This window comes from Cellulomonas timonensis (assembly GCF_900046455.1).
Classification (GTDB): Bacteria; Actinomycetota; Actinomycetes; order Actinomycetales; family Cellulomonadaceae; genus Cellulomonas_A; species Cellulomonas_A timonensis.
In genome coordinates, this window is sequence record NZ_FCOT01000012.1 from 276,196 (window position 1) to 293,992 (window position 17,797).

14 protein-coding genes, 1 tRNA gene and 1 pseudogene are annotated in these 17,797 nt (G+C 73.9%); 2 read left to right on the forward strand and 14 right to left on the reverse strand.

Annotated elements, in window-relative coordinates; all coding sequences use genetic code 11:
* Positions 1 to 15: 15 nt before the first annotated feature.
* From BN3788_RS09650 to BN3788_RS09690, 11 genes and pseudogenes are all read right to left on the reverse strand, one after another.
* Positions 16 to 1,566, reverse strand: a complete 1,551-nt coding sequence (locus BN3788_RS09650; protein WP_147525099.1) for a hypothetical protein — start codon at positions 1,564 to 1,566, stop codon at positions 16 to 18.
* Between the two features lie 17 nt (positions 1,567 to 1,583).
* Complete coding sequence (locus tag BN3788_RS09655; RefSeq protein ID WP_390620119.1) at positions 1,584 to 2,840, reverse strand: ABC-F family ATP-binding cassette domain-containing protein; 1,257 nt, start codon at positions 2,838 to 2,840, stop codon at positions 1,584 to 1,586.
* Positions 2,841 to 2,947: 107 nt separating this feature from the next.
* Positions 2,948 to 3,416, reverse strand: a pseudogene (locus tag BN3788_RS20200) (ATP-binding cassette domain-containing protein); the annotation flags it as partial.
* An 86-nt stretch (positions 3,417 to 3,502) separates the two neighbouring features.
* Positions 3,503 to 4,159 (reverse strand): GHMP family kinase ATP-binding protein, encoded by a 657-nt coding sequence (locus BN3788_RS09660; protein ID WP_315969752.1) that lies wholly within the window; start codon positions 4,157 to 4,159, stop codon positions 3,503 to 3,505.
* Complete coding sequence (locus tag BN3788_RS20085; RefSeq protein WP_315969753.1) at positions 4,041 to 4,598, reverse strand: hypothetical protein; 558 nt, start codon at positions 4,596 to 4,598, stop codon at positions 4,041 to 4,043. The genes BN3788_RS09660 and BN3788_RS20085 overlap by 119 nt, the downstream gene beginning before the upstream one ends.
* Positions 4,595 to 5,533 (reverse strand): 16S rRNA (adenine(1518)-N(6)/adenine(1519)-N(6))-dimethyltransferase RsmA, encoded by a 939-nt coding sequence (gene rsmA, locus BN3788_RS09665; protein WP_082812772.1) that lies wholly within the window; start codon positions 5,531 to 5,533, stop codon positions 4,595 to 4,597. Before rsmA ends, BN3788_RS20085 begins: the two co-directional genes overlap by 4 nt.
* A gap of 96 nt (positions 5,534 to 5,629) precedes the next feature.
* On the reverse strand, positions 5,630 to 6,817 hold the full coding sequence (locus BN3788_RS20205; RefSeq protein WP_234346586.1) for a resuscitation-promoting factor: 1,188 nt from the start codon (positions 6,815 to 6,817) through the stop codon (positions 5,630 to 5,632).
* 297 nt (positions 6,818 to 7,114) lie between these two features.
* Positions 7,115 to 8,359, reverse strand: coding sequence for an aggregation-promoting factor C-terminal-like domain-containing protein (locus BN3788_RS09675; protein WP_234346587.1), 1,245 nt, complete (start codon positions 8,357 to 8,359; stop codon positions 7,115 to 7,117).
* 156 nt (positions 8,360 to 8,515) lie between these two features.
* Positions 8,516 to 9,460, reverse strand: a complete 945-nt coding sequence (locus BN3788_RS09680) for a TatD family hydrolase (RefSeq protein ID WP_066585090.1) — start codon at positions 9,458 to 9,460, stop codon at positions 8,516 to 8,518.
* Positions 9,457 to 11,085, reverse strand: a complete 1,629-nt coding sequence (metG, locus tag BN3788_RS09685; protein WP_066586984.1) for a methionine--tRNA ligase — start codon at positions 11,083 to 11,085, stop codon at positions 9,457 to 9,459. Before metG ends, BN3788_RS09680 begins: the two co-directional genes overlap by 4 nt.
* A gap of 90 nt (positions 11,086 to 11,175) precedes the next feature.
* Complete coding sequence (locus BN3788_RS09690) at positions 11,176 to 12,357, reverse strand: aminotransferase class I/II-fold pyridoxal phosphate-dependent enzyme (RefSeq protein WP_066585092.1); 1,182 nt, start codon at positions 12,355 to 12,357, stop codon at positions 11,176 to 11,178.
* Between the two features lie 117 nt (positions 12,358 to 12,474).
* Between BN3788_RS09690 and BN3788_RS09695 the strand changes: the two genes are divergently transcribed.
* Positions 12,475 to 13,083, forward strand: a complete 609-nt coding sequence (locus BN3788_RS09695) for an isochorismatase family protein (protein WP_066585094.1) — start codon at positions 12,475 to 12,477, stop codon at positions 13,081 to 13,083.
* Positions 13,084 to 13,107: 24 nt separating this feature from the next.
* On the opposite strand, the gene rsmI is transcribed toward BN3788_RS09695, so the two are convergent.
* Entirely contained in the window at positions 13,108 to 13,947 is an 840-nt protein-coding gene (rsmI, locus tag BN3788_RS09700; protein WP_108723825.1) for a 16S rRNA (cytidine(1402)-2'-O)-methyltransferase, read from the reverse strand.
* Between the two features lie 189 nt (positions 13,948 to 14,136).
* On the opposite strand from rsmI, the gene BN3788_RS09705 reads away from it, so the two are divergent.
* Positions 14,137 to 15,939 (forward strand): dolichyl-phosphate-mannose--protein mannosyltransferase, encoded by a 1,803-nt coding sequence (locus BN3788_RS09705; RefSeq protein WP_082812774.1) that lies wholly within the window; start codon positions 14,137 to 14,139, stop codon positions 15,937 to 15,939.
* A gap of 29 nt (positions 15,940 to 15,968) precedes the next feature.
* Here BN3788_RS09705 and BN3788_RS09710 read toward each other — a convergent pair whose 3' ends face one another.
* The gene (locus BN3788_RS09710) at positions 15,969 to 17,486 is read right to left on the reverse strand and encodes a family 20 glycosylhydrolase (RefSeq protein WP_234346589.1); all 1,518 of its coding nucleotides are present in this window, start codon (positions 17,484 to 17,486) and stop codon (positions 15,969 to 15,971) included.
* A 185-nt stretch (positions 17,487 to 17,671) separates the two neighbouring features.
* A tRNA-Ala gene (locus BN3788_RS09715) sits at positions 17,672 to 17,747 on the reverse strand.
* Positions 17,748 to 17,797 lie beyond the last annotated feature (50 nt).

Below are 17,797 nucleotides of genomic sequence, written 5' to 3' on the forward strand. Positions count from 1 at the left end.
CCTCGTGGGGCGACCTCATGGAAGCCGCTCCCAGAGCCCGGTGTAGTGGTTGCGGCCCACCTGCGCGAACTCGCCGCGCAGCCACGCCTCGAGCCCAGCGCTCATCTCGTTCCTCGAGAGCTGGTTCGTCAAAAGCGCGGCTCGCGCGTCGGCCAGTTGCGCCCAAATGATCCGCTCGTCGGGCGGCAACCCGGCGGGCCGCCCGGGGCCGTCGGCCGCGCGGGCCTCCGCCGCGGCCAGCTCGGGTGTCGGGCTCCCCGCGTCCAGCGCGAGCCGCACCCCGAAGATGTCCACCACATCAGGGCATCCCGCGCGGATCTGCCGTCGGCCCGCGTCGGCGGCGGCCAGCAGCGACGGCGTCGCGCTCCACGTGCACTCGTGCTGCCGGGCGAAAGCCGCCAGGGGCTCGTTGTCGAGCGGCCGCCCCCAGCCGGGCGCGACCACGCCGGAGACCACGAGCGGCACGGCGAGCACGGCCCCGCCCGCGACGGCCCACGGGCGGGCGTCTGAGGGCAGTCGCGTGGCCAGGCGCCCCGCGCCCGCGCCGAGCAGCAGGCACAGCGCGGGCCCCACATACGCGGTGTAGTGCGTGCCCCAGCTCGGGGCTAGGAGCAGCAGCGCCGTCTGCGCCAGGGCCAGCAGGCCCCACCACACCGGGTCGGACCACTCCCGGGGCGCCTGCCGCGCGCGCACGGCGCGGATCAGCGGCGCGGCGCACAGGGCCACGAGCAGCAGGCCCCCCGCGGCGGCGAGGGCGGGCCCGATGGTCGGGTCGGTGAGGGCAGCCGGGGACACGAGCGTGCCGATCCGCTCCAGGGCGCCCGTCGGATTGGCCTCCCGGCCCCGCTGGATCGCGACGACGTTCCGCCACGCCGCCGCCGGGTCGGCCGCCGCGAGGGCCAGCGCCGGGCTGAGCCCCACCAGGCACCACAGCGCCCCACGGCCCACGGCGCGCACGCCCGCGCGGGCCCCGATCAGCGCGCCCAGCGCGAGCACGTCAGCCGCGCCCCACAGCTTGAACGCGACGGCCAGCCCGGCCATCGCGCCCGCCACGGCCACCGCCCGAGGCGCCGGCCCGACGCTCCCGGCGCCCGGGCGCCTGCGCAACGCGAGCAGTGCCACCAGCACGCAGGTGTTGAGCAGCGGCTCGAGGTACACCGTCCGCTCGGCGATCGTGATCGTGCCCCAGGTGGCGTACAGCGCCCCGCCGACGATCGACGCCGCCCAGCCGCGCGAGCGCAGGATCGCGGCGACGAGCACGGCGTTGACCGCGCCGAGCAGCACGACGGCGATGCGCGCGGCCGCCATCGCCCAGGAGTCGCCGACCAGGCCCGCCAGCGCCGCGAACGGCGCCAGCGCCACCACCACGCCACCCGGCTGGAGGAAGGTGAAGTCCGTGTACGGCAGGTCGCCCGCGAGCAGGTGCTGCGCGGCAGCCAGGTGCACACCGTCGTCGTAGCCGATCACCCCGCGCAACGAGCCTCGATGCAGCACCGGGCCCAGGCGCACGGCGACTGCGAGGCAGCCGAGGACGAGCGCCAGGACGACGACCCCGCGGCTGCCCATCCGCGGGGCCGGCAGCCCTACCCGGCGCTCTCCGCCGCCGCCAGCCACAGCTCCTCGAGCGCGTCGCGCTCCTCGGCCAGTGCGCGCAGCTCGGCGTCGAGCCGCTGGACCGCCTGGTGGTCGGTGGCCTGGGCGGCCATCTTCTCGTGCAGGCGCGCCTCCAGCTCGGCGATCTTGCTGAGCCGGCGCTCGACGCGCTGCACCTCCTTGCGGGCGGCGCGCTGGTCCGCGGCGCTCGGCGCCGGCTGCGCGTCGTCGGCCGCGCTCGACGGCGCCTCGGCCAGGGCGGCCGCCGGGCGTGCGGTCCCGGGCGCGGCACGCCGCAGCTCGAGGTACTGCTCCACCCCGCCCGGCAGGTCGCGGATGGCGCCGTCGCCCAGCAGCGCCACCTGCCGGTCGCAGACGCGCTCGAGCAGGTAGCGGTCGTGTGAGACGACGATGAGCGTGCCCGGCCAGCCGTCGAGCAGGTCCTCCAACGCGGCCAGGGTGTCGGTGTCGAGGTCGTTCGTGGGCTCGTCGAGGAGCAGCACGTTCGGCTCCCCCACCAGCAGCCGCAGGAGCTGCAGCCGACGGCGCTCGCCGCCCGAGAGGTCCCGCACGGGGGTGCGGGCACGGTCCTTGGTGAATCCGAGCCGCTCCACGAGCTGCGCGGCGGTCAGCTCCTTGCCGCCGGCCACGACGGTGCGCTTCTCCCGCTCGATCACCTCGACGACACGCAGGTCGGCGAGCTCGTCGAGGTCCTCCACGTCCTGCGTGAGCTCGGCCACCTGCACCGTCTTGCCCCGCTTGACCCGCCCCGACGTGGGCTCAAGCCGCCCGGCCAGCAGGCGCAGCAGCGTCGTCTTGCCGGCGCCGTTGACCCCGACGATGCCGTACCGGTCCCCGGGGCCGAGCCGCCACGTCACGTCGTCGAGGAGCGTCCGGCCGCGCACGGCAGGGCTGTCCGCCGTCGCGGGCTCGTCGAAGCGGACCGTCACGTCCTCCAGGTCCAGCACGTCCTTGCCGAGCCGGCTCGTGGCCATCCGGGTCAGCTCGAGCTGGTCGCGCGGCGCCGGCTCGTCGGCGATGAGCTCGGTGGCGGCGTCGATGCGGAACTTCGGCTTGGAGGTGCGCGCCGGGGCGCCGCGGCGCAGCCACGCGAGCTCCTTGCGCAGCAGGTTCTGCCGCTTCTCCTCCGTGACGGCGGCGGTGCGGGACCGCTCCGCCCGGGCCAGCACGTAGGCGGCGTACCCGCCCTCGTAGCCCTCGACGCCGCCGTCGTTGACCTCCCACATGCGCGTGCACACCGCGTCGAGGAACCAGCGGTCGTGGGTGACGACCACCAGTGCCCCATTGCCGCGCGCATAGCGCTCGGCGAGGTGCTCCGCGAGCCACGCGACACCCTCGACGTCCAGGTGGTTGGTGGGCTCGTCGAGCGCCAGCACCTCGTCGTCGCGCACCAGCAGCGCGGCCAGCGCGACGCGGCGGCGCTGCCCGCCGGACAGGTTCGCGACGTCCTCCTCCAGCGAGAGGTCGCCGAGCAGCCCGGAGTGCACCGAGCGGATCCGGGGGTCGGTGGCCCACGTGTGCTCGTCGGCGTCCCCGTGCACCAGGTCCCGCACCGTCTTCCCGGCGGGCAGCTCGTCCCGCTGGTCGAGCACCGCGACCCGGACGCCGCCCGCGCGGGTCACGCGACCGGAGTCGGGCGCCTGGATGCCGGCCAGCACGCGCAGCAGCGTGGACTTGCCGGCGCCGTTGGGGCCGACCACCCCGACGCGCATCCCGTCGTCGAGGCCGAGGCTCACCTCGTCGAGGAGCGTGCGGGTGCCGAGCGTGAGCGAGACGGAGTCCGCTCCGAGCAGGTGGGCCATCGAGCTCTTTCCATGGGGACGGGCGTGCGGATGAAGGTGGTGTGGATGGCGGGCGACGGAGCCGCCGGCCGATGCTGCGGCAGATGCTACGGCGACGGGCTGGCGATGACCCGCGCCCCCGGGACGGGCCCGACGGCGGTGAGCACCGTGTCGGCGACGCCGGCAGCGGTCAGCGCCGCGCCTATCACCTGCGCGTGGGCCCGGCTGCGCGCCAGCGCCGCCACCGTCGGCCCCGAGCCGGACACGAGGACGCCCAGGGCGCCCACGTCATCCGCCGCCGCGAGGGTCTCAGCCAGCTCGGGCGCCAACTCGAGGGCCGCGGGCTGCAGGTCGTTGCGCAGCGCGCGCCCCAACGCCGTCGCGTCGCCCGCGCGGAGCGCCTGCAGCAGCTCCAGGTCGCTGTCCGGCCCCAGGGCACTGGACCCCGAGCCGGCGAGGGCGTCGAACTCCGCGTAGACGCGGGCCGTCGACAGGCCGGCGTCACGCACGGCGAAGACCCAGTGGTACTCGCCACGGCTGAGCGCCGGGGTCAGCACATCGCCCCGGCCCGATCCGATCGCGGTGTGCCCCACCAGTCCGAACGGCACGTCCGAGCCGAGACCCGCGGCCAGCTCGTGCAGCTGGTCACGGCTCAGCCCGGCGCCCCAGAACGCGTCGCAGGCGAGCAGCGCCGCCGCCGCGTCCGCCGACCCGCCCGCCATCCCCCCCGCCACCAGCACCGACTCCCCGCTGTGCTGGTCCACCCCCCCGGCCACGCCGGCCAACTTCGCCAGCGCCCCCGCCGCGCGCAAGGCCCGGTGCTCGTCGTCCCGGGGCCACCGGTGGAGCGACGCAGGCGGAGGGTAAGAGGCAGCGTCGGATGTGTATAAGAGGCAGCTCGATGTGCAGGTGCACGCCCTCGTCGATGCCCGCGAACTCCGCGAGGGCGCGCGCCGCGCGCAAGGCCAGGTTCGTGTCGTCCGTGGGCACCAGGTGCGCCTGCGGGCCGCTGACCGAGAGCGTCAGGCCGTCCCCGGGGGTCGCCACGACGTCCTCGTACACCGACACCGCCTGGAACACGGTCACCAGGGGGTGGTAGCCGTCGGGCTCGCGGGCGCCGACGCGCAGTCCCAGGTTCACCTTGCCGGGCGCGCGGACCCGGACCTCGGGCTGGCTGCCGATCTCGACGCGGGGCTGAGTCACGGCTCCACTGTGCCAGGTCCGCCCACGGGCGGCTCGGACTGCTCCACCGGCTCGGGCCGCTCGTCCGCCCGCTCGCGCGCGTGGTCGGCGAGCTGCGCCGCGATCCGCGCGAAGCCGTCGATGTCCACGCGCTCGCCCCGGGTCTGCGGGTCGATGCCCGCGCCCTCCAGCGCGCGCACGGCCGCCTGCGGGGAGCCGGCGAGTGGCGCCAGCGCCGCGCGGAGCATCTTGCGGCGCTGCGCGAACGCGGCGTCGACCACGGCGAAGACCTGCTGCCGGGTGGCGGACGTCACCGGCGGGTCCCGGCGGTCCATGCGCACCAGCGCCGAGTCCACGTTCGGCGCCGGCCAGAAGACGTTGCGGCCCACGGTGGCGGTGCGGCGGGCCGACGCGTACCAGGCGACCTTCGCGGACGGCACCCCGTAGACGCGGCTGCCGGGGGGCGCGGCCAGGCGGTCGGCCACCTCCGCCTGGACCATCACGAGCACGCGCTCGAGGCTCGGGAACCGCTCGAGGAAGGTCAGCAGCACCGGCACCGAGACGTTGTACGGGAGGTTCGCGACGAGCGCGGTGGGCGGCGGGCCCGGCAGCTCGTGCACCTCCAGCGCGTCAGCCCCGACGACCGTCAGGTCGGCCTCGCCGGGGACATGCGCGGCGACGGTGCCCGGCAGCAGGCCCGCGAGCACCGGGTCGATCTCCACGGCGACGACGCTGGCCCCCGCCTCCAGCAGCCCGAGCGTCAGCGAGCCGAGCCCTGGCCCGACCTCGACGACCCGCTCGCCCGCTGTCACGTCGGCCTGGCGCACGATCTTGCGGACCGTGCCCCCGTCGAGCACGAAGTTCTGCCCGAGCGTCTTGGTGGGGCGGATGCCCGCCCGTGCGGCCAACTCGCGGATCTCCGCGGGACCGAGCAGGGGTCCGGCGGTGGCAGTCATGCCCCAGAGCCTAACGGCCCGCGCCGGACACGCCGCGAGCGCGCACTCCCCGGAGGGTGTGCGCGCTCGCGACAGCGTGCTGCGGTGCTGCGTCGGTCAGCTGAACAGGCGTGAGCCGCAGTGCGGCCACTGCCCGGCGCCCGACCGGTTGTAGAGCATCTTCGCGCGGGCCGTCTGCTCGTCGGCTGATGCCTGCGAGGGCAGGCCCGTGCCGCCGACGGCCTGCCACGTGGCCACCGAGAACTGGTACAGCCCGTGGTACTTGCCGGTCGCGGAGACGATCGACGCGTTGCCGCCCGACTCGCACTTCGCCAGCGCGGCCCAGTTCAGCGAGTCGGCGGCGCCGCCCGCGGTGATGGCGCTGCCCGACGACGAGGACGCCGCGGCCCGCTTCTTGGAGCCCACCTTCACGACCTCGTCAACCGGGGCCTGGGTGACCGTGTCGGAGAGGTTCTCGCGTGCCGTCTCCACGCCGTCCACCGTGGTGACGCGGTCGACGACGGTGCGGACACCGGCGACGCCCTTGGTGGCGACGGCCTTCTGGCCGACGTAGCGCGACGCGTCGTCCTGCGTCACGGTGCCGAAGGCGATCTCGCTGGTGGTGGTGACCTCCTCGACGGTCACGCGGCTCACGACGACGGACACACGGCCCGCGTCGGTGCGGGTGACGGTCACGGTGTCATGCTCGCCGAGCGTGACGCCCAGGCTGTCGAGCGCGTCGCCGACAGTGGTGGAGCCATCGTCGACGGTGAGGGTCTGGCCGTCCACGACCACGTCCGCGGGCCCGTCCAGGGTCAGCTCGAGCGAGAGCTCGGGGCGGCCGTCGGCGGCGGACCGGGTGGCCACGAGCCGCACGTCGTCGCCGCGAGCCTGGAACACCTCGAGGGCCTCGTCGGCGGTGAGGGCCGTGGTCCACACGCTCTCGGCGGCGCCATCGGTCTGCACGTCGATCTGGCGTGCGTGCCGGACGACGATCTCGGCGCCGTCCTGCAGGGCCCCCACGGGGGCCACCAGGTCACGCTCGGATATCTCGATGTCCTTCTCGTCGAGGAGGCCCTCGACGCTGCCGGACCACGTGGTCACGGTGGTGGTGTCGCCGTTCACGTCCAGCGAGACGGTTTTGTGGGCGGCGGCTGCGACGGCGGTGCCGGAGCCGACCAGCAGGACTGCTGTGGCTGCGACGACGGCACGGAACCGGATCGAGCCTGAGTCGGTGAGGTGCTTGCGGAGGGTGGAGCGACGGGGGGCCGCGCTCGCGGAGGGGGGTTGAGTCGAGGAAGTCACGCGTTTCCAGACGTCGGAGTTCCCGGGCACGGGGAGACGGCGCGGCCTCAGAAGGGCCCCAGCGACGTCGCCGGCCGACCGGTCGCACGACGATGTGCGTCCTCCTGGGAGGCTGCACCCGCTGGTCCGGATCCCCGATCCGGCAGTCACGGCCCGCGGTCACGTGTCGTGAACGAGCCGACATCGCCCGCGCGCACACCACCACACAGGCGGCGAACGGCGTTCGAGCGACATAGGACCGTAACTGGTGCGTGACAGATGTGCCAATCGACTGCTGTCAGCGCCGGGCGGTGGGAGTCAGTACCAGCCCTTGGCCTGGGAGGCGGCCCATGCCCCGCAGGGGGTGCCGTAACGGCCCTCGATGTAGTTCAAGCCCCAGGTGATCTGGGTCGCCGGGTTGGTGCGCCAGTCGTCGGCCACAGTGGCCATCTTCGAGCCCGGCAGGGCCTGCGGGATGCCATAGGCGCCCGACGACTTGTTCTCGGCGTTCACCCGCCAGCCGCTCTCCTTCTTCCACAGCGACAGCAGGCAGGCGAACTCGTCATCGCCGTATCCACGCGCCGCGGCGAGCTGCTTGCCGAGCTCCTGCGCGCTGCCCGGCTCCACCACGACGGTGGACGGGTCGGGGAGCTCCTGGGTGCCGACGCGGACGACCTGCGTCACAGGCGCCACCGTCACGACGGACGCCACGACAGTCCGCTCGACGACGGCGCCGCCCACGATCGACAGCGAGTACGTGGTGGTCCGCACCCCGGCCTTGCCCTTGGTCTTGACGACCTTGTTGCCCTTGACGAGCGCCGGGTCCTCGACCTCTTCGACCTCGAACGGCATGGCCTCGGTCTGCGTCTCCCCGCCCACGCTGGCGCGGGTGACCAGGACGACCAGCCCGTCCACGGCCGTCGCGTCCAGCGGGACCGACACCTGGTCGCCCTCCTCGAGCACCAGGCCGATCTCACGCAGTGCCTCACGCACCGTCGGGGCGCTGGTCACACCGTCGATGACCTGCCCGTCCACCGCGAGGTGGATCGTCTTCTGCGTGGAGACCCGCAGCGGCTCCCGGCCCAGCGAGGCCGAGCGCGACGCGGACAGCAGCGTGTCGCCGCCGCGCAGCCCCAGCCCGTCCACCGCCTCGCCCACCGTCAGCGCGGTGGTCCACACGCGCTGCTCCGAGCCGTCGATCACCACGTCGAGCTCGCGCCCGTGCCGCACCACCACCTGGGAGTTGTTGGCAACCGGCTCGTGGACGCCCGGCGCGACGAGGTCGCGCTCGCCGACCTCGATGCCGCCGCCGGCGAGGACGTCGCCCACGGTGCGGCCGAACGCGCTGACCTCGACGCTCTGCCCGTCGACGTCCACGGTCACGGTCTTGTGCAGCACCGCGAAGGCGCTGGTGCCGCCCGCGACGATGGCCAGGACGAGGGCCTGGGCGCCGAGCCGGGCGACCCGCGATATGCCGGGTGCCTCGCGCGCCGAGCGCTCCTGGGCCTCGCGCAGCGCCGCGCGCTCGCGCCGCGTCTGCGGCTGCGCGTCGGGCTGGGGCACCGGTGCTCCTCGTGCTGGGGGATGGTGGCAGCGGACGTCGCTGCCGGTCGGCCGCACCGACCGTAACCGATCTGTGACGCCAGCGGGTAGCCGACAGCGGCCTGATCGGCGGGTTCTCACCCGACCCTCACCCCTGTGGCGGCGCCCCGAACGGGCTCACCAGGGGCCGTAGACGTCCTGCGAGGTCGCCGCGATGGCCGCGCACACGTCGGCCAGGTCCCGGTCCAGTGTCTCGGCGACGTGGCGCACGGTGTGCGGCAGCAGGTACGGCGAGTTCGGCCGGCCGCGGTACGGGTGCGGCGTCAGATACGGCGCGTCGGTCTCCACGAGCACCCGGTCGAGCGGCGTGACGCGCAGGGCCTCCCGGAGCCCGTCATTCGCCTTGAACGTCACGGGCCCCGCGAACGACAGGTACCAGCCGTGCTCGGCGCACACGGCGGCCATCTGCGCGTCGCCCGAGTAGCAGTGGAACACCGTGCGCTCCGGGGCGCCGTCCCGCAGCAGCACGTCGATGACGTCCTGGTGCGCGTCACGGTCGTGGATCTGGAGGGCCAGGCCCAGATCCTTGGCGAGCGCGATATGCGCCCGGAACGCGTCGACCTGCGCCCGGCGGCCGGCCGGCCCGGCACGGAAGAAGTCCAGCCCGGTCTCGCCGATCGCGCGGACGCGCTCGTTGCCACGGGCCAGCTCCGCGATCCGGGAGATCGCCGCGTCGAGGCCCACGTCGTGCCGGGGCGCGGGCGCGGGCTCGAGGCCGTCGGGGGCGACCTCGCGGACGCCCGCGTGCAGCACTGCCTCGTTGGGGTGCACCGCGAGCGCCCCCAGCAGCGTGCGGTCCCCCGCGGCGGCCCGCTCGCGCAGCAGCGCGTCGGTCCACGCGGCGGCGTCCAGGTCGCAGCCGACCTGCACCATGCGCGTCACCCCGACGGCTGCCGCGCGGGCCAGGTGGTCGTCGAGCGTGCGCGGGGCGCCGCCCGCGTCACCGTCCCCGGGCACGTCGAAGGACAGCACGCTCTCGAGGTGCGTGTGGTTGTCGACGACGGGCACGGGCAACAGCTCGGGGGCGGTGGGCCATCCCCGTTCGCGCGTGCGGCGGCTCACTGCTCAGCCGGCTCCTCGATGCGCGGGAACAGCGACGAGCCCTTGGTGACGACGGTCCCGGGGCGCAGCTGGCCCCAGCGGGCCGCGGCGTCGACCGGCTGCAGCGCGAGCGCGCCCAGCGCCGGCTCGGCGCCGAGCGACTCCCACAGCGCGGCGGCGGCCTTCGGGGTCACCGGGTGCAGCAGCACCGCGAGCGCGCGCAGCGCCTCGGCGGCCGTGACCAGGATCGTCGCGAGCCGGCCGCCCTGGACCGCGGCGCCGTCGGGGCCGACCTCGGCCGGGTCCTTGGCGACCTTCCACGGCTCCTGCTCCGTGATGTACCCGTTGGTCGCCTCGACCAGCGTCCACACCGCCGCGATGGCCTCGTGCAGCGCGAGCCGGTCGATGGCGTCCTCGGCGTCCGTCACGGCACGGGCCGCCACGGCCGCGAGCGCCTCCTCAGCCGCCGTCTGCTCGCCGGCCTGCGGCAGCACGCCGCCGTAGTACTTGCCGATCATCGCCGCGACGCGCGAGGCCAGGTTGCCGAAGCCGTTCGCGAGCTCGGCCTGGTACCGCGCGGCCAGGTCCTCCCAGGAGAACGACCCGTCTTGCCCGAACGCGATCGAGCGCAGGAAGTAGTAGCGGAACGCGTCCGAGCCGAACGTGTCGATGATCTGGCTGGGCGCGATGCCGGTGAGCTTGGACTTGCTCATCTTCTCGCCGCCCACCAGCAGCCAGCCGTGCGCGAAGACCTGCCCGGGCAGCGGCAGCCCGGCGGCCATGAGCATGGCCGGCCAGATGACCGCGTGGAAGCGCAGGATGTCCTTGCCGACCAGGTGCACGTCCGCCGGCCAGGTGCGCTCGAAACGCGCCTTCTCCTCCGGGTCGTCCGAGTCGACGCCGATGGCCGTGGCGTAGTTGAGCAGCGCGTCGAACCACACGTACAGCACGTGCGAGGTGTCCCACGGGATCGGGATGCCCCAGTCGAACGTGTTGCGGGAGATCGACAGGTCCTGCAGGCCCTGCTTCACGAACGCGATGACCTCGTTGCGCGCGCTGGCGGGCTGCACGAACGTCGGGTTCTGCTCGTAGAAGTCGAGCAGCCGCTGCGTGTACGCGCTCATCCGGAAGAAGTAGTTCTGCTCCGAGAGCATCTCGACGGGCGTGCTGTGGATCGCGCACACCTTGAGGCCCTCGTACTCGCCCGTGCCGTCCACGAGGTCGCCGGGCAGCTTGAACTCCTCGCAGCCCACGCAGTACGGGCCCTCATAGGAGCCGGCGTAGATCTCGCCCTTGTCCTTGAGGTCCTGGATGAAGGCCTGCACCCGCTCGGTGTGGCGCGGCTGCGTGGTGCGGATGAAGTCGTCGTTGCGCACGTCGAGCGTCTTCAGCACGGGCTTCCAGGCGTCCTCGACCAGGCGGTCGGCCCACTCCTGCGGGGTGACGCCGTTCGCCTCGGCGGTGCGCATGACCTTCTGGCCGTGCTCGTCCGTCCCAGTCAGGAACCACACGGGCTCCTGGCGCTGGCGGTGCCAGCGGGTGATGACGTCCGCCGCCACCGTCGTGTACGCGTGCCCGATGTGGGGGGCGTCGTTCACGTAGTAGATCGGGGTCGTCAGGTAGAAGGTCGAGCGCGCGTCGGGCATGGGCTCATCGTAGGACCGCAGCCCGAGCGGCCTCTCCGTCATTTCACGAGTCGGCCCCGTGTCGCCGCCCGCCGCTCGCGCGTCAGAGCGTCAGAGCCGGGTCAGCCCGCGGCGCAGCCCCCGCACCGCCTGCGCGATGCGCTGCTCGTTCTCGATCAGCGCGAACCGCACGTGCCCGTCGCCGCCCGGGCCGAAGCCGACGCCCGGCGAGACCGCGACGTCGCACTCGCGCACCAAGTGCTGGGCGAACTCGATCGAGCCCATGTCGGCGTACGGCTCGGGGATCTTGGCCCAGGCGAACATCGTGCCCTTGGGCTTGAGGATCTCCCAGCCGATGCGGCTCAGGCCGTCGACGAGCGCGTCCCGCCGCGCCTCGTAGACCTTGTTGAGCTCGCGCGGGTAGTCGGCCGCCTCGTTGAGCGTGACCGTCGCCGCGATCTGGATGGGCTGGAAGGTGCCGTAGTCGAGGTAGCTCTTGAGCTTGGCCAGCGCGTCGACCACATCCGGCCGCCCGACGAGGAACGCGACGCGCCAGCCCGCCATCGAGAAGGACTTGGTCATCGAGTACAGCTCGACGGCCACCTCCTTGGCGCCCTCGCACTGCAGGATCGACGGGGGGCTCCACCCGTCGAAGCACATGTCGCCGTAGGCCAGGTCGTGCACCAGCACCACGTCCCGCTCGCGGGCCCAGTCGACCAGGCGCTGCAGGTCCGCGAGCTCGACGGTGGTGGTCGTGGGGTTGTGCGGGAAGGACAGGACCACCACGCGCGGCTTGGGCCAGCCCAGCTCCCACGCCTCCATCACGCGGTCGATGTACCCGGCGCCGTCGTCCCCGTCGCCGATGGGCACCTGGCGCGCGTCGGCGCCCGCGAAGTACGGGCCCCAGATGTGGATGGGGTAGCTGGGCGTCGGCACGATCGCCGCGTCGCCGGGCTGCAGCAGCACCCACATGAGGTGGCTGAACCCCTCCTTGGCGCCGATGGTCGACAGCACCTCGGTGTCCGGGTCCAGCGCGACGCCGAACCGCCGCAGGTACAGGTCGGCCACGGCCTGGCGCAGCTTGGGCAGCCCGCGTGACGAGGAGTACCTGTGGTTGCGGGTGTTCGCCGCCGCCTCGGCGAGCTTGTCCACGGCGACCTGCGGGCTGGGCAGGTCCGGGTTGCCGAAGCCCAGGTCGATGACGTCGCGCCCCTCGCGGCGGGCCTCGAGCTTGAGCGAGTCGATGATCGTGAACACGTAGGGCGGCAGGCCCGGGATGCGACGGAACTCCATGCCAGGACGCTAGACCCGCAGGCGGCGCGACGGCCAGGGCATTCGCGGCGCGGGGCTGACTCCCCGCGCCGAACCTGGGAGGCTGGGACGAGCGACCGCACCACCTCAGGAGACACCATGGCTGGCACCACCCCCACCCACCCCGGCAGGCCCACGCACCGCGCGCTCCTGGTGGTGGACGTGCAGCCCACGTTCTGCGAGGGCGGCGCGCTCGGCGTCGAGGGCGGCAACGCGGTGGCCGAGGCGATCGCCGCTTACGCCGCCGAGAACCGCGGCCTGTACGACCTCGTCGTCACCACCCAGGACTGGCACATCGACCCGGGCGCCCACTTCAGCGACGCCCCGGACTTCATCGACACCTGGCCGCCGCACGGCGTGGCGGGCAGCGCCGAGGCCGAGCTGCACCCCGCGCTCGCCGGGCTCCGGCCCGATGCCAGCGTCAAGAAGGGCGAGTACGCCGCGGCCTATTCGGGGTTCGAGGCGGTGGACGCCGAGGGCCGCTCACTGGCGGCACTGCTCGACGCCGGGCAGGTGACGGACGTCGACGTGGTCGGCATCGCCGAGTCGCACTGCGTGAAGGCCACCACCCTCGACGCCCTGACGCTCGGGCTGCGCGCCCGCGTGCTCACCGACCTCACCGTCCCGGTCAGCCCTGAGCAGGGCCTCGAGGCGCGTGCGGCGATGGCCGCCGCGGGCGCCGAGCTGGTCGCGTCCCAGGACGCCTGAACGGCCCGCGACTCGCGAGGGCCGTCAGCGCTTGCGGGCGGCGAGGGCCGCGGCGTAGAGGTCGCGCTTGGGCACCTGCGCCGCCTCGGCCACCTCGGACACCGCGTCCTTGAGCCGCTCCCCGGCGTCGGCCCGGGCCAGCACCTCCGCGACCAGGTCCGCCGTGGACACCGCCGCCCGGCCGACGTCCCCGCCCACCACGATCGCGATCTCGCCGCGCACGTCACCGGCCAGCGCCCACGCGAGAAGGTCGCCGAGCGGGCCCCGGCGGACCTCCTCGTACGTCTTGGTCAGCTCGCGGCACACCGCGGCGGGCCGATCGGCGCCGAAGGCCTCGGACATCGCCGCGAGGGTGTCCGCCAACCGGTGCGGCGCCTCGAAGAAGATGAGCGTGCGCCGCTCGGTGGCGAGCCCGGCCAGCGCCCGCGCGCGCTCGCCGGGCTTGCGGGGCGGGAACCCCTCGAAGCAGAACCGATCGGTCGGCAGCCCGGAGAGCGCCAGCGCGGTGAGCACGGCGCTGGGGCCGGGCGCGGCCGTCACAGGCAGCCCCGCCGTGACAGCGGCCTCCACCACACGGAACCCCGGGTCGGAGACGGCGGGCATGCCCGCGTCGGTGACCACCAGGACGGTGCCGCCCCCGGCGACCACCTCCAACAGGTCCCCGGCCCGCTCAGCCTCGTTGTGCTCGTGGTAGCTGACCACGCGCCCGCCGATCACCACGCCCATCCGGGACGCGAGCCCTCGCAGCCTTCGGGTGTCCTCCGCGGCGACCACATCGGCCTCGGCGAGCAGCCGGCGCAGGCGCAACGACGCGTCCTCCACGTCGCCGATGGGCGTCGCGGCGAGCACGAGGCGTCCGGTCACCGGCCGCTGGACGGGGTCCGGCGAGGCAGGGGTGGGCGTGGTGATCGGCGGGCGCGTGGTCAGCTACCACGAGCACAACGAGGCTGAGCGGGCCGGGGACCTGTTGGAGGTGGTCGCCGGGGGCGGCACCGTCCTGGTGGAATGGGTATAACCCCGAGGCACTGTCCGCGGGCCCGTCGCCCGCCTAACATGACCCGCGTGCCGCGTACACCCGAGGATGACGCCCCCCGCCAGGACGGCAGCGCGCCGCTCGGCCCCGCGGGCGTTCCCACTGCTGTCGAGGTCGACGCGGCGCACCCCAGCGCCATCGACGAGCCGCCCGGCCACGACGCGGGCCCGCCGCCCTGGCCGCCGACGGACGACTGCCCCCGGGACGAGCCCCCCGCCGACGAGGAGCCACCGCTCCCCACCGTCGAGCGCCTCCGGCGCAGGCTGCTCGGCGAGCGCACGCTGCTGCTCGACGCGACCCCGCGCGCCCGGCTGACCGGCTGGCTGTGGGCCCTGGCCGTCACCGCGCTCGCCGCAGTGCTCCGGTTCGTGCGGCTCGGCACCCCGCACAGCCTGGTCTTCGACGAGACCTACTACGTCAAGGACGCGTTCTCGCTGCTGACCCAGGGCTACGAGGCCCAGTGGGGCGAGGAGCCGAACCCGTCGTTCGAGGCGGGCGACACGAGCATGCTCGGCGTCGACCCGTCGTATGTGGTGCACCCTCCGGTGGGCAAGTGGCTCATCGGGTGGGGCATTGAGCTCGGCGGCGGCGCCGGCAGCTCGGCGGCCTGGCGGCTCGCGGCCGCGATCGTCGGCACGCTGAGCGTGCTGCTGATGGTGCGCATCGCCCGGCGGCTGTTCGCCTCGAATGCGCTCGGGGTCACGGCGGGGCTGCTGCTCGCCGTCGACGGCGCCGCGATCGTGGGCTCCCGCATCAGCCTGCTGGACGGCTTCGTGATGTTCTTCGCGCTGGCCGCGTTCGGGGCGCTGATCCTCGACCGCGAGCAGGCCAGACGGCGCCTCGCGGACCGCACAGCGGTGATCCTCGACGCGGGCGGCACGCTCGGCTGGGGGCCACGGCTCGGCGTCCGATGGTGGCGGCTCGCCGCAGCGGTCCTGCTGGGCCTGTGCATCGGCACCAAGTGGTCGGGGCTCTACTTCCTGGCGGTCTTCGGGCTGATGAGCGTCGCGTGGGACGCCACGGCCCGGCGCGCGGCAGGCGTCCGGAACTGGCCCCTGGCCACGTTCGTGCGGGACGCCGTCCCGGCGGGCATCGGCATGGTGGGGATCGCGGCCGTCACGTACGTGGCCTCGTGGGCGTCCTGGTTCCGCACCCCGCAGGCCTACCTGCGCCAATGGGCCGTCGAGAACCCGGAGCAGGGCGTCCAGTGGCTGCCCGACGCGCTGCGCTCGCTGTGGAAGTACCACCAGGACATGTGGGGGTTCCACCGGGGGCTGACGTCGGAGCACACCTACTCCGCGCACCCGCTGGGCTGGATCGTGCAGTGGCGGCCCACGTCCTACTGGTACCCGAGTGAGGTCTCCTCGCTGTCGGGCGACGCCGCGCGCGAGGCCTGCGGCGCCGACGCGTGCGCGCAGGCGATCACGTCGCTCGGCAACCCGCTGCTGTGGTGGGCGGGCGCCGCGGCGATCATCGTCGCGCTGGTGTGGCTCGTGTGGCAGCGCGACTGGCGCGCGGGCGCGGTGCTGTCCGGCATCGCCGCCGGCTGGCTCCCCTGGTTCGTGTACGCCGAGCGCACCATCTTCACGTTCTACTCGGTGGCGTTCGTGCCGTGGGTGGTGCTCACCCTGGTCTACGTGCTCGGCCTCGTGGTCGGGCCGCCGGACGGCGATCGACGGGCCCGGCGGCAGGCGATCGGCTGGGCGGCAGCCTTCGTGGCCCTGATCGTGGCAGTGAGCGCGTTCTTCTACCCGATCTGGACCGCATGGGTCATCCCCTACGACTTCTGGCACATGCACATGTGGCTGACGAGCTGGATCTGACGGGCTGGATCTGACGGCCTAGCCCGGGATCACAGGGTCCAGTCGACCTGCGGGGACCGGTGCCAGGCGAATCCAGCCCGATCCCAGAACACCGGCTGGCGGGCCACCCGCGCGCGGAACCCCTCCCAGGAGCGGTGCTCGGGAACGGTCCAGGCGACCTCCGCCACAGCGGCCAACCGCGGCAGCAGCATGCGCAGCAACGAGTCCAGGTCATGCAGCGTCTCACTCCACACGGCTGCCTCGACCCCGATGACCGCATCGGCGGCGACCCCCTCGACGAGGGCGGACGGCTCCCAGTCGTAGGCGTCACGCAGCTCGATGTGCCCGGCCCACTCCAGGCCCAGCTCGGTGGACGCGTCGTACTTCATGTCCAGGTAGACGCGGGCCCCCGGGGACATCAGCAGCCGGGCGCCGGACTCCACCGCCTCGCGCACCGCCTGCAGGTCGGGCCGCGTGTCCCACAGCTGCACCACGGCTCCCGGTGCGAGCGGGACGCCGGCGACCTCCTGCCAGCCGACCACCGTCTTCCCCGCCTCCTGGACGACCTTGGCCGCGGCGGCGATCAACTCGGTGTACTCGGCGCCCTCCATCGTGAGCACCTCGTCACCACCCAGGTGCACGTAGGGCCCCGCCGTGAGTCGCGCGACGTCGTTCAGCACGTCCTCGACGAAGCCCTGGGTCGCCGGGAGGGCGGCGGTCAGGCGGCTGAAGCCGACCTCGAGGCCCGCATGCCGTGGCGGCGCCTCGCCGGACGGGTTGAGCTCCGGGTAGGCGCGCAGCGCGGCGTTGACGTGGCCGGGCAGGTCGATCTCGGGCACCAGCGTCACGCCCCGCGCCCAGGCGTAGCTGGTCAGGTCGCGCAGGTCCGCGATCGTCAGATGCCCGCCGCGCCCACCGGTCACCGCGCCCACCGCCGCCTCGTCCACGAGGCGGGGCCGCGACGGCGTCTCCAGGCGCCACGCCTGGTCGTCCGTGAGGTGCAGGTGCAGCATGTTGAGCTTGTAGTGGGCCATCAACGAGATGACGACCTTGATCTCGTCGGGCGGGAAGAAGCTCCGCGCGAGGTCGAGGGAGAGTCCGCGCCAGCGGTAGCGCGGCACGTCCTCCACCTGCACCGCCCGCGCGCGCAGGTACCCGTCCGGCCCGGGGCGCAGCAGCTGCTGGAAGGTCAGGAAGCCGGCGAGCAGCCCGGCCGTGGTGGGCGCCGAGACTTGCGCCCGGCCCGGCCCGGCCTCCAGCCGGTAGCTCTGCGCGGTGGTGGCCGCCCGGTCGGGCGCCGGGGTGCTCTCATGCGCGGGGACCGCCGCGTCCGGCGTGACGCGCAGCACGAGGACGTCCTCGCCGCGCACCGCCCCGCCGTGCCCGCGCACCTCGACCGCCCGATGGGTCAGCCGGCCGAGCAGATCGGCGGCCAGGACCCCCACGGAGACCTCGTCAGGGCTGTCGCCCACCAGGACGACGAGCCGGGGCCCGAGCACGAACGGCTCGTCGTCGAGCGGCTCGATCCGGAGCGGCTGCGGGATGAGCTCGATGGCCTCAGGCTGCACGGTGCCCCTCTCGTCGGTGCGGCGACGGGCGCCGCAGGGCGCCATCCTCGCATCGCGACGCGCAGAGAGAAAGGGTGGCTGATGTGCGTTTTCGCGCGACCGACGGGCGAGCGACGGGCGAGCGACCCCAGAGACGACTCAACCCTGCCCGCCATCATGGCGGACAGGGTTGTCGTCGAACTTCGTGGTGGAGCTGAGGGGATTCGAACCCCTGACCTTCTCATTGCGAACGAGACGCGCTACCAACTGCGCCACAGCCCCTTGAGCGGCTCAAACATTAGCACCCGAGCGGGGTGCATCGCGAACTCGCC

Coding starts and splice junctions, on each gene's coding strand:
- BN3788_RS09650 (WP_147525099.1), bottom strand. CDS start 1,566: ATGGGCAGCCGCGGGGTCGTCGTCCTGGCGCTCGTCCTCGGCTGCCTC.
- BN3788_RS09690 (WP_066585092.1), bottom strand. CDS start 12,357: ATGGAGTTCCGTCGCATCCCGGGCCTGCCGCCCTACGTGTTCACGATC.
- metG (WP_066586984.1), bottom strand. CDS start 11,085: ATGCCCGACGCGCGCTCGACCTTCTACCTGACGACCCCGATCTACTAC.
- rsmA (WP_082812772.1), bottom strand. CDS start 5,533: ATGACTGCCACCGCCGGACCCCTGCTCGGTCCCGCGGAGATCCGCGAG.
- BN3788_RS09655 (WP_390620119.1), bottom strand. CDS start 2,840: ATGTGGGAGGTCAACGACGGCGGCGTCGAGGGCTACGAGGGCGGGTAC.
- BN3788_RS09695 (WP_066585094.1), top strand. CDS start 12,475: ATGGCTGGCACCACCCCCACCCACCCCGGCAGGCCCACGCACCGCGCG.
- BN3788_RS09705 (WP_082812774.1), top strand. CDS start 14,137: ATGACCCGCGTGCCGCGTACACCCGAGGATGACGCCCCCCGCCAGGAC.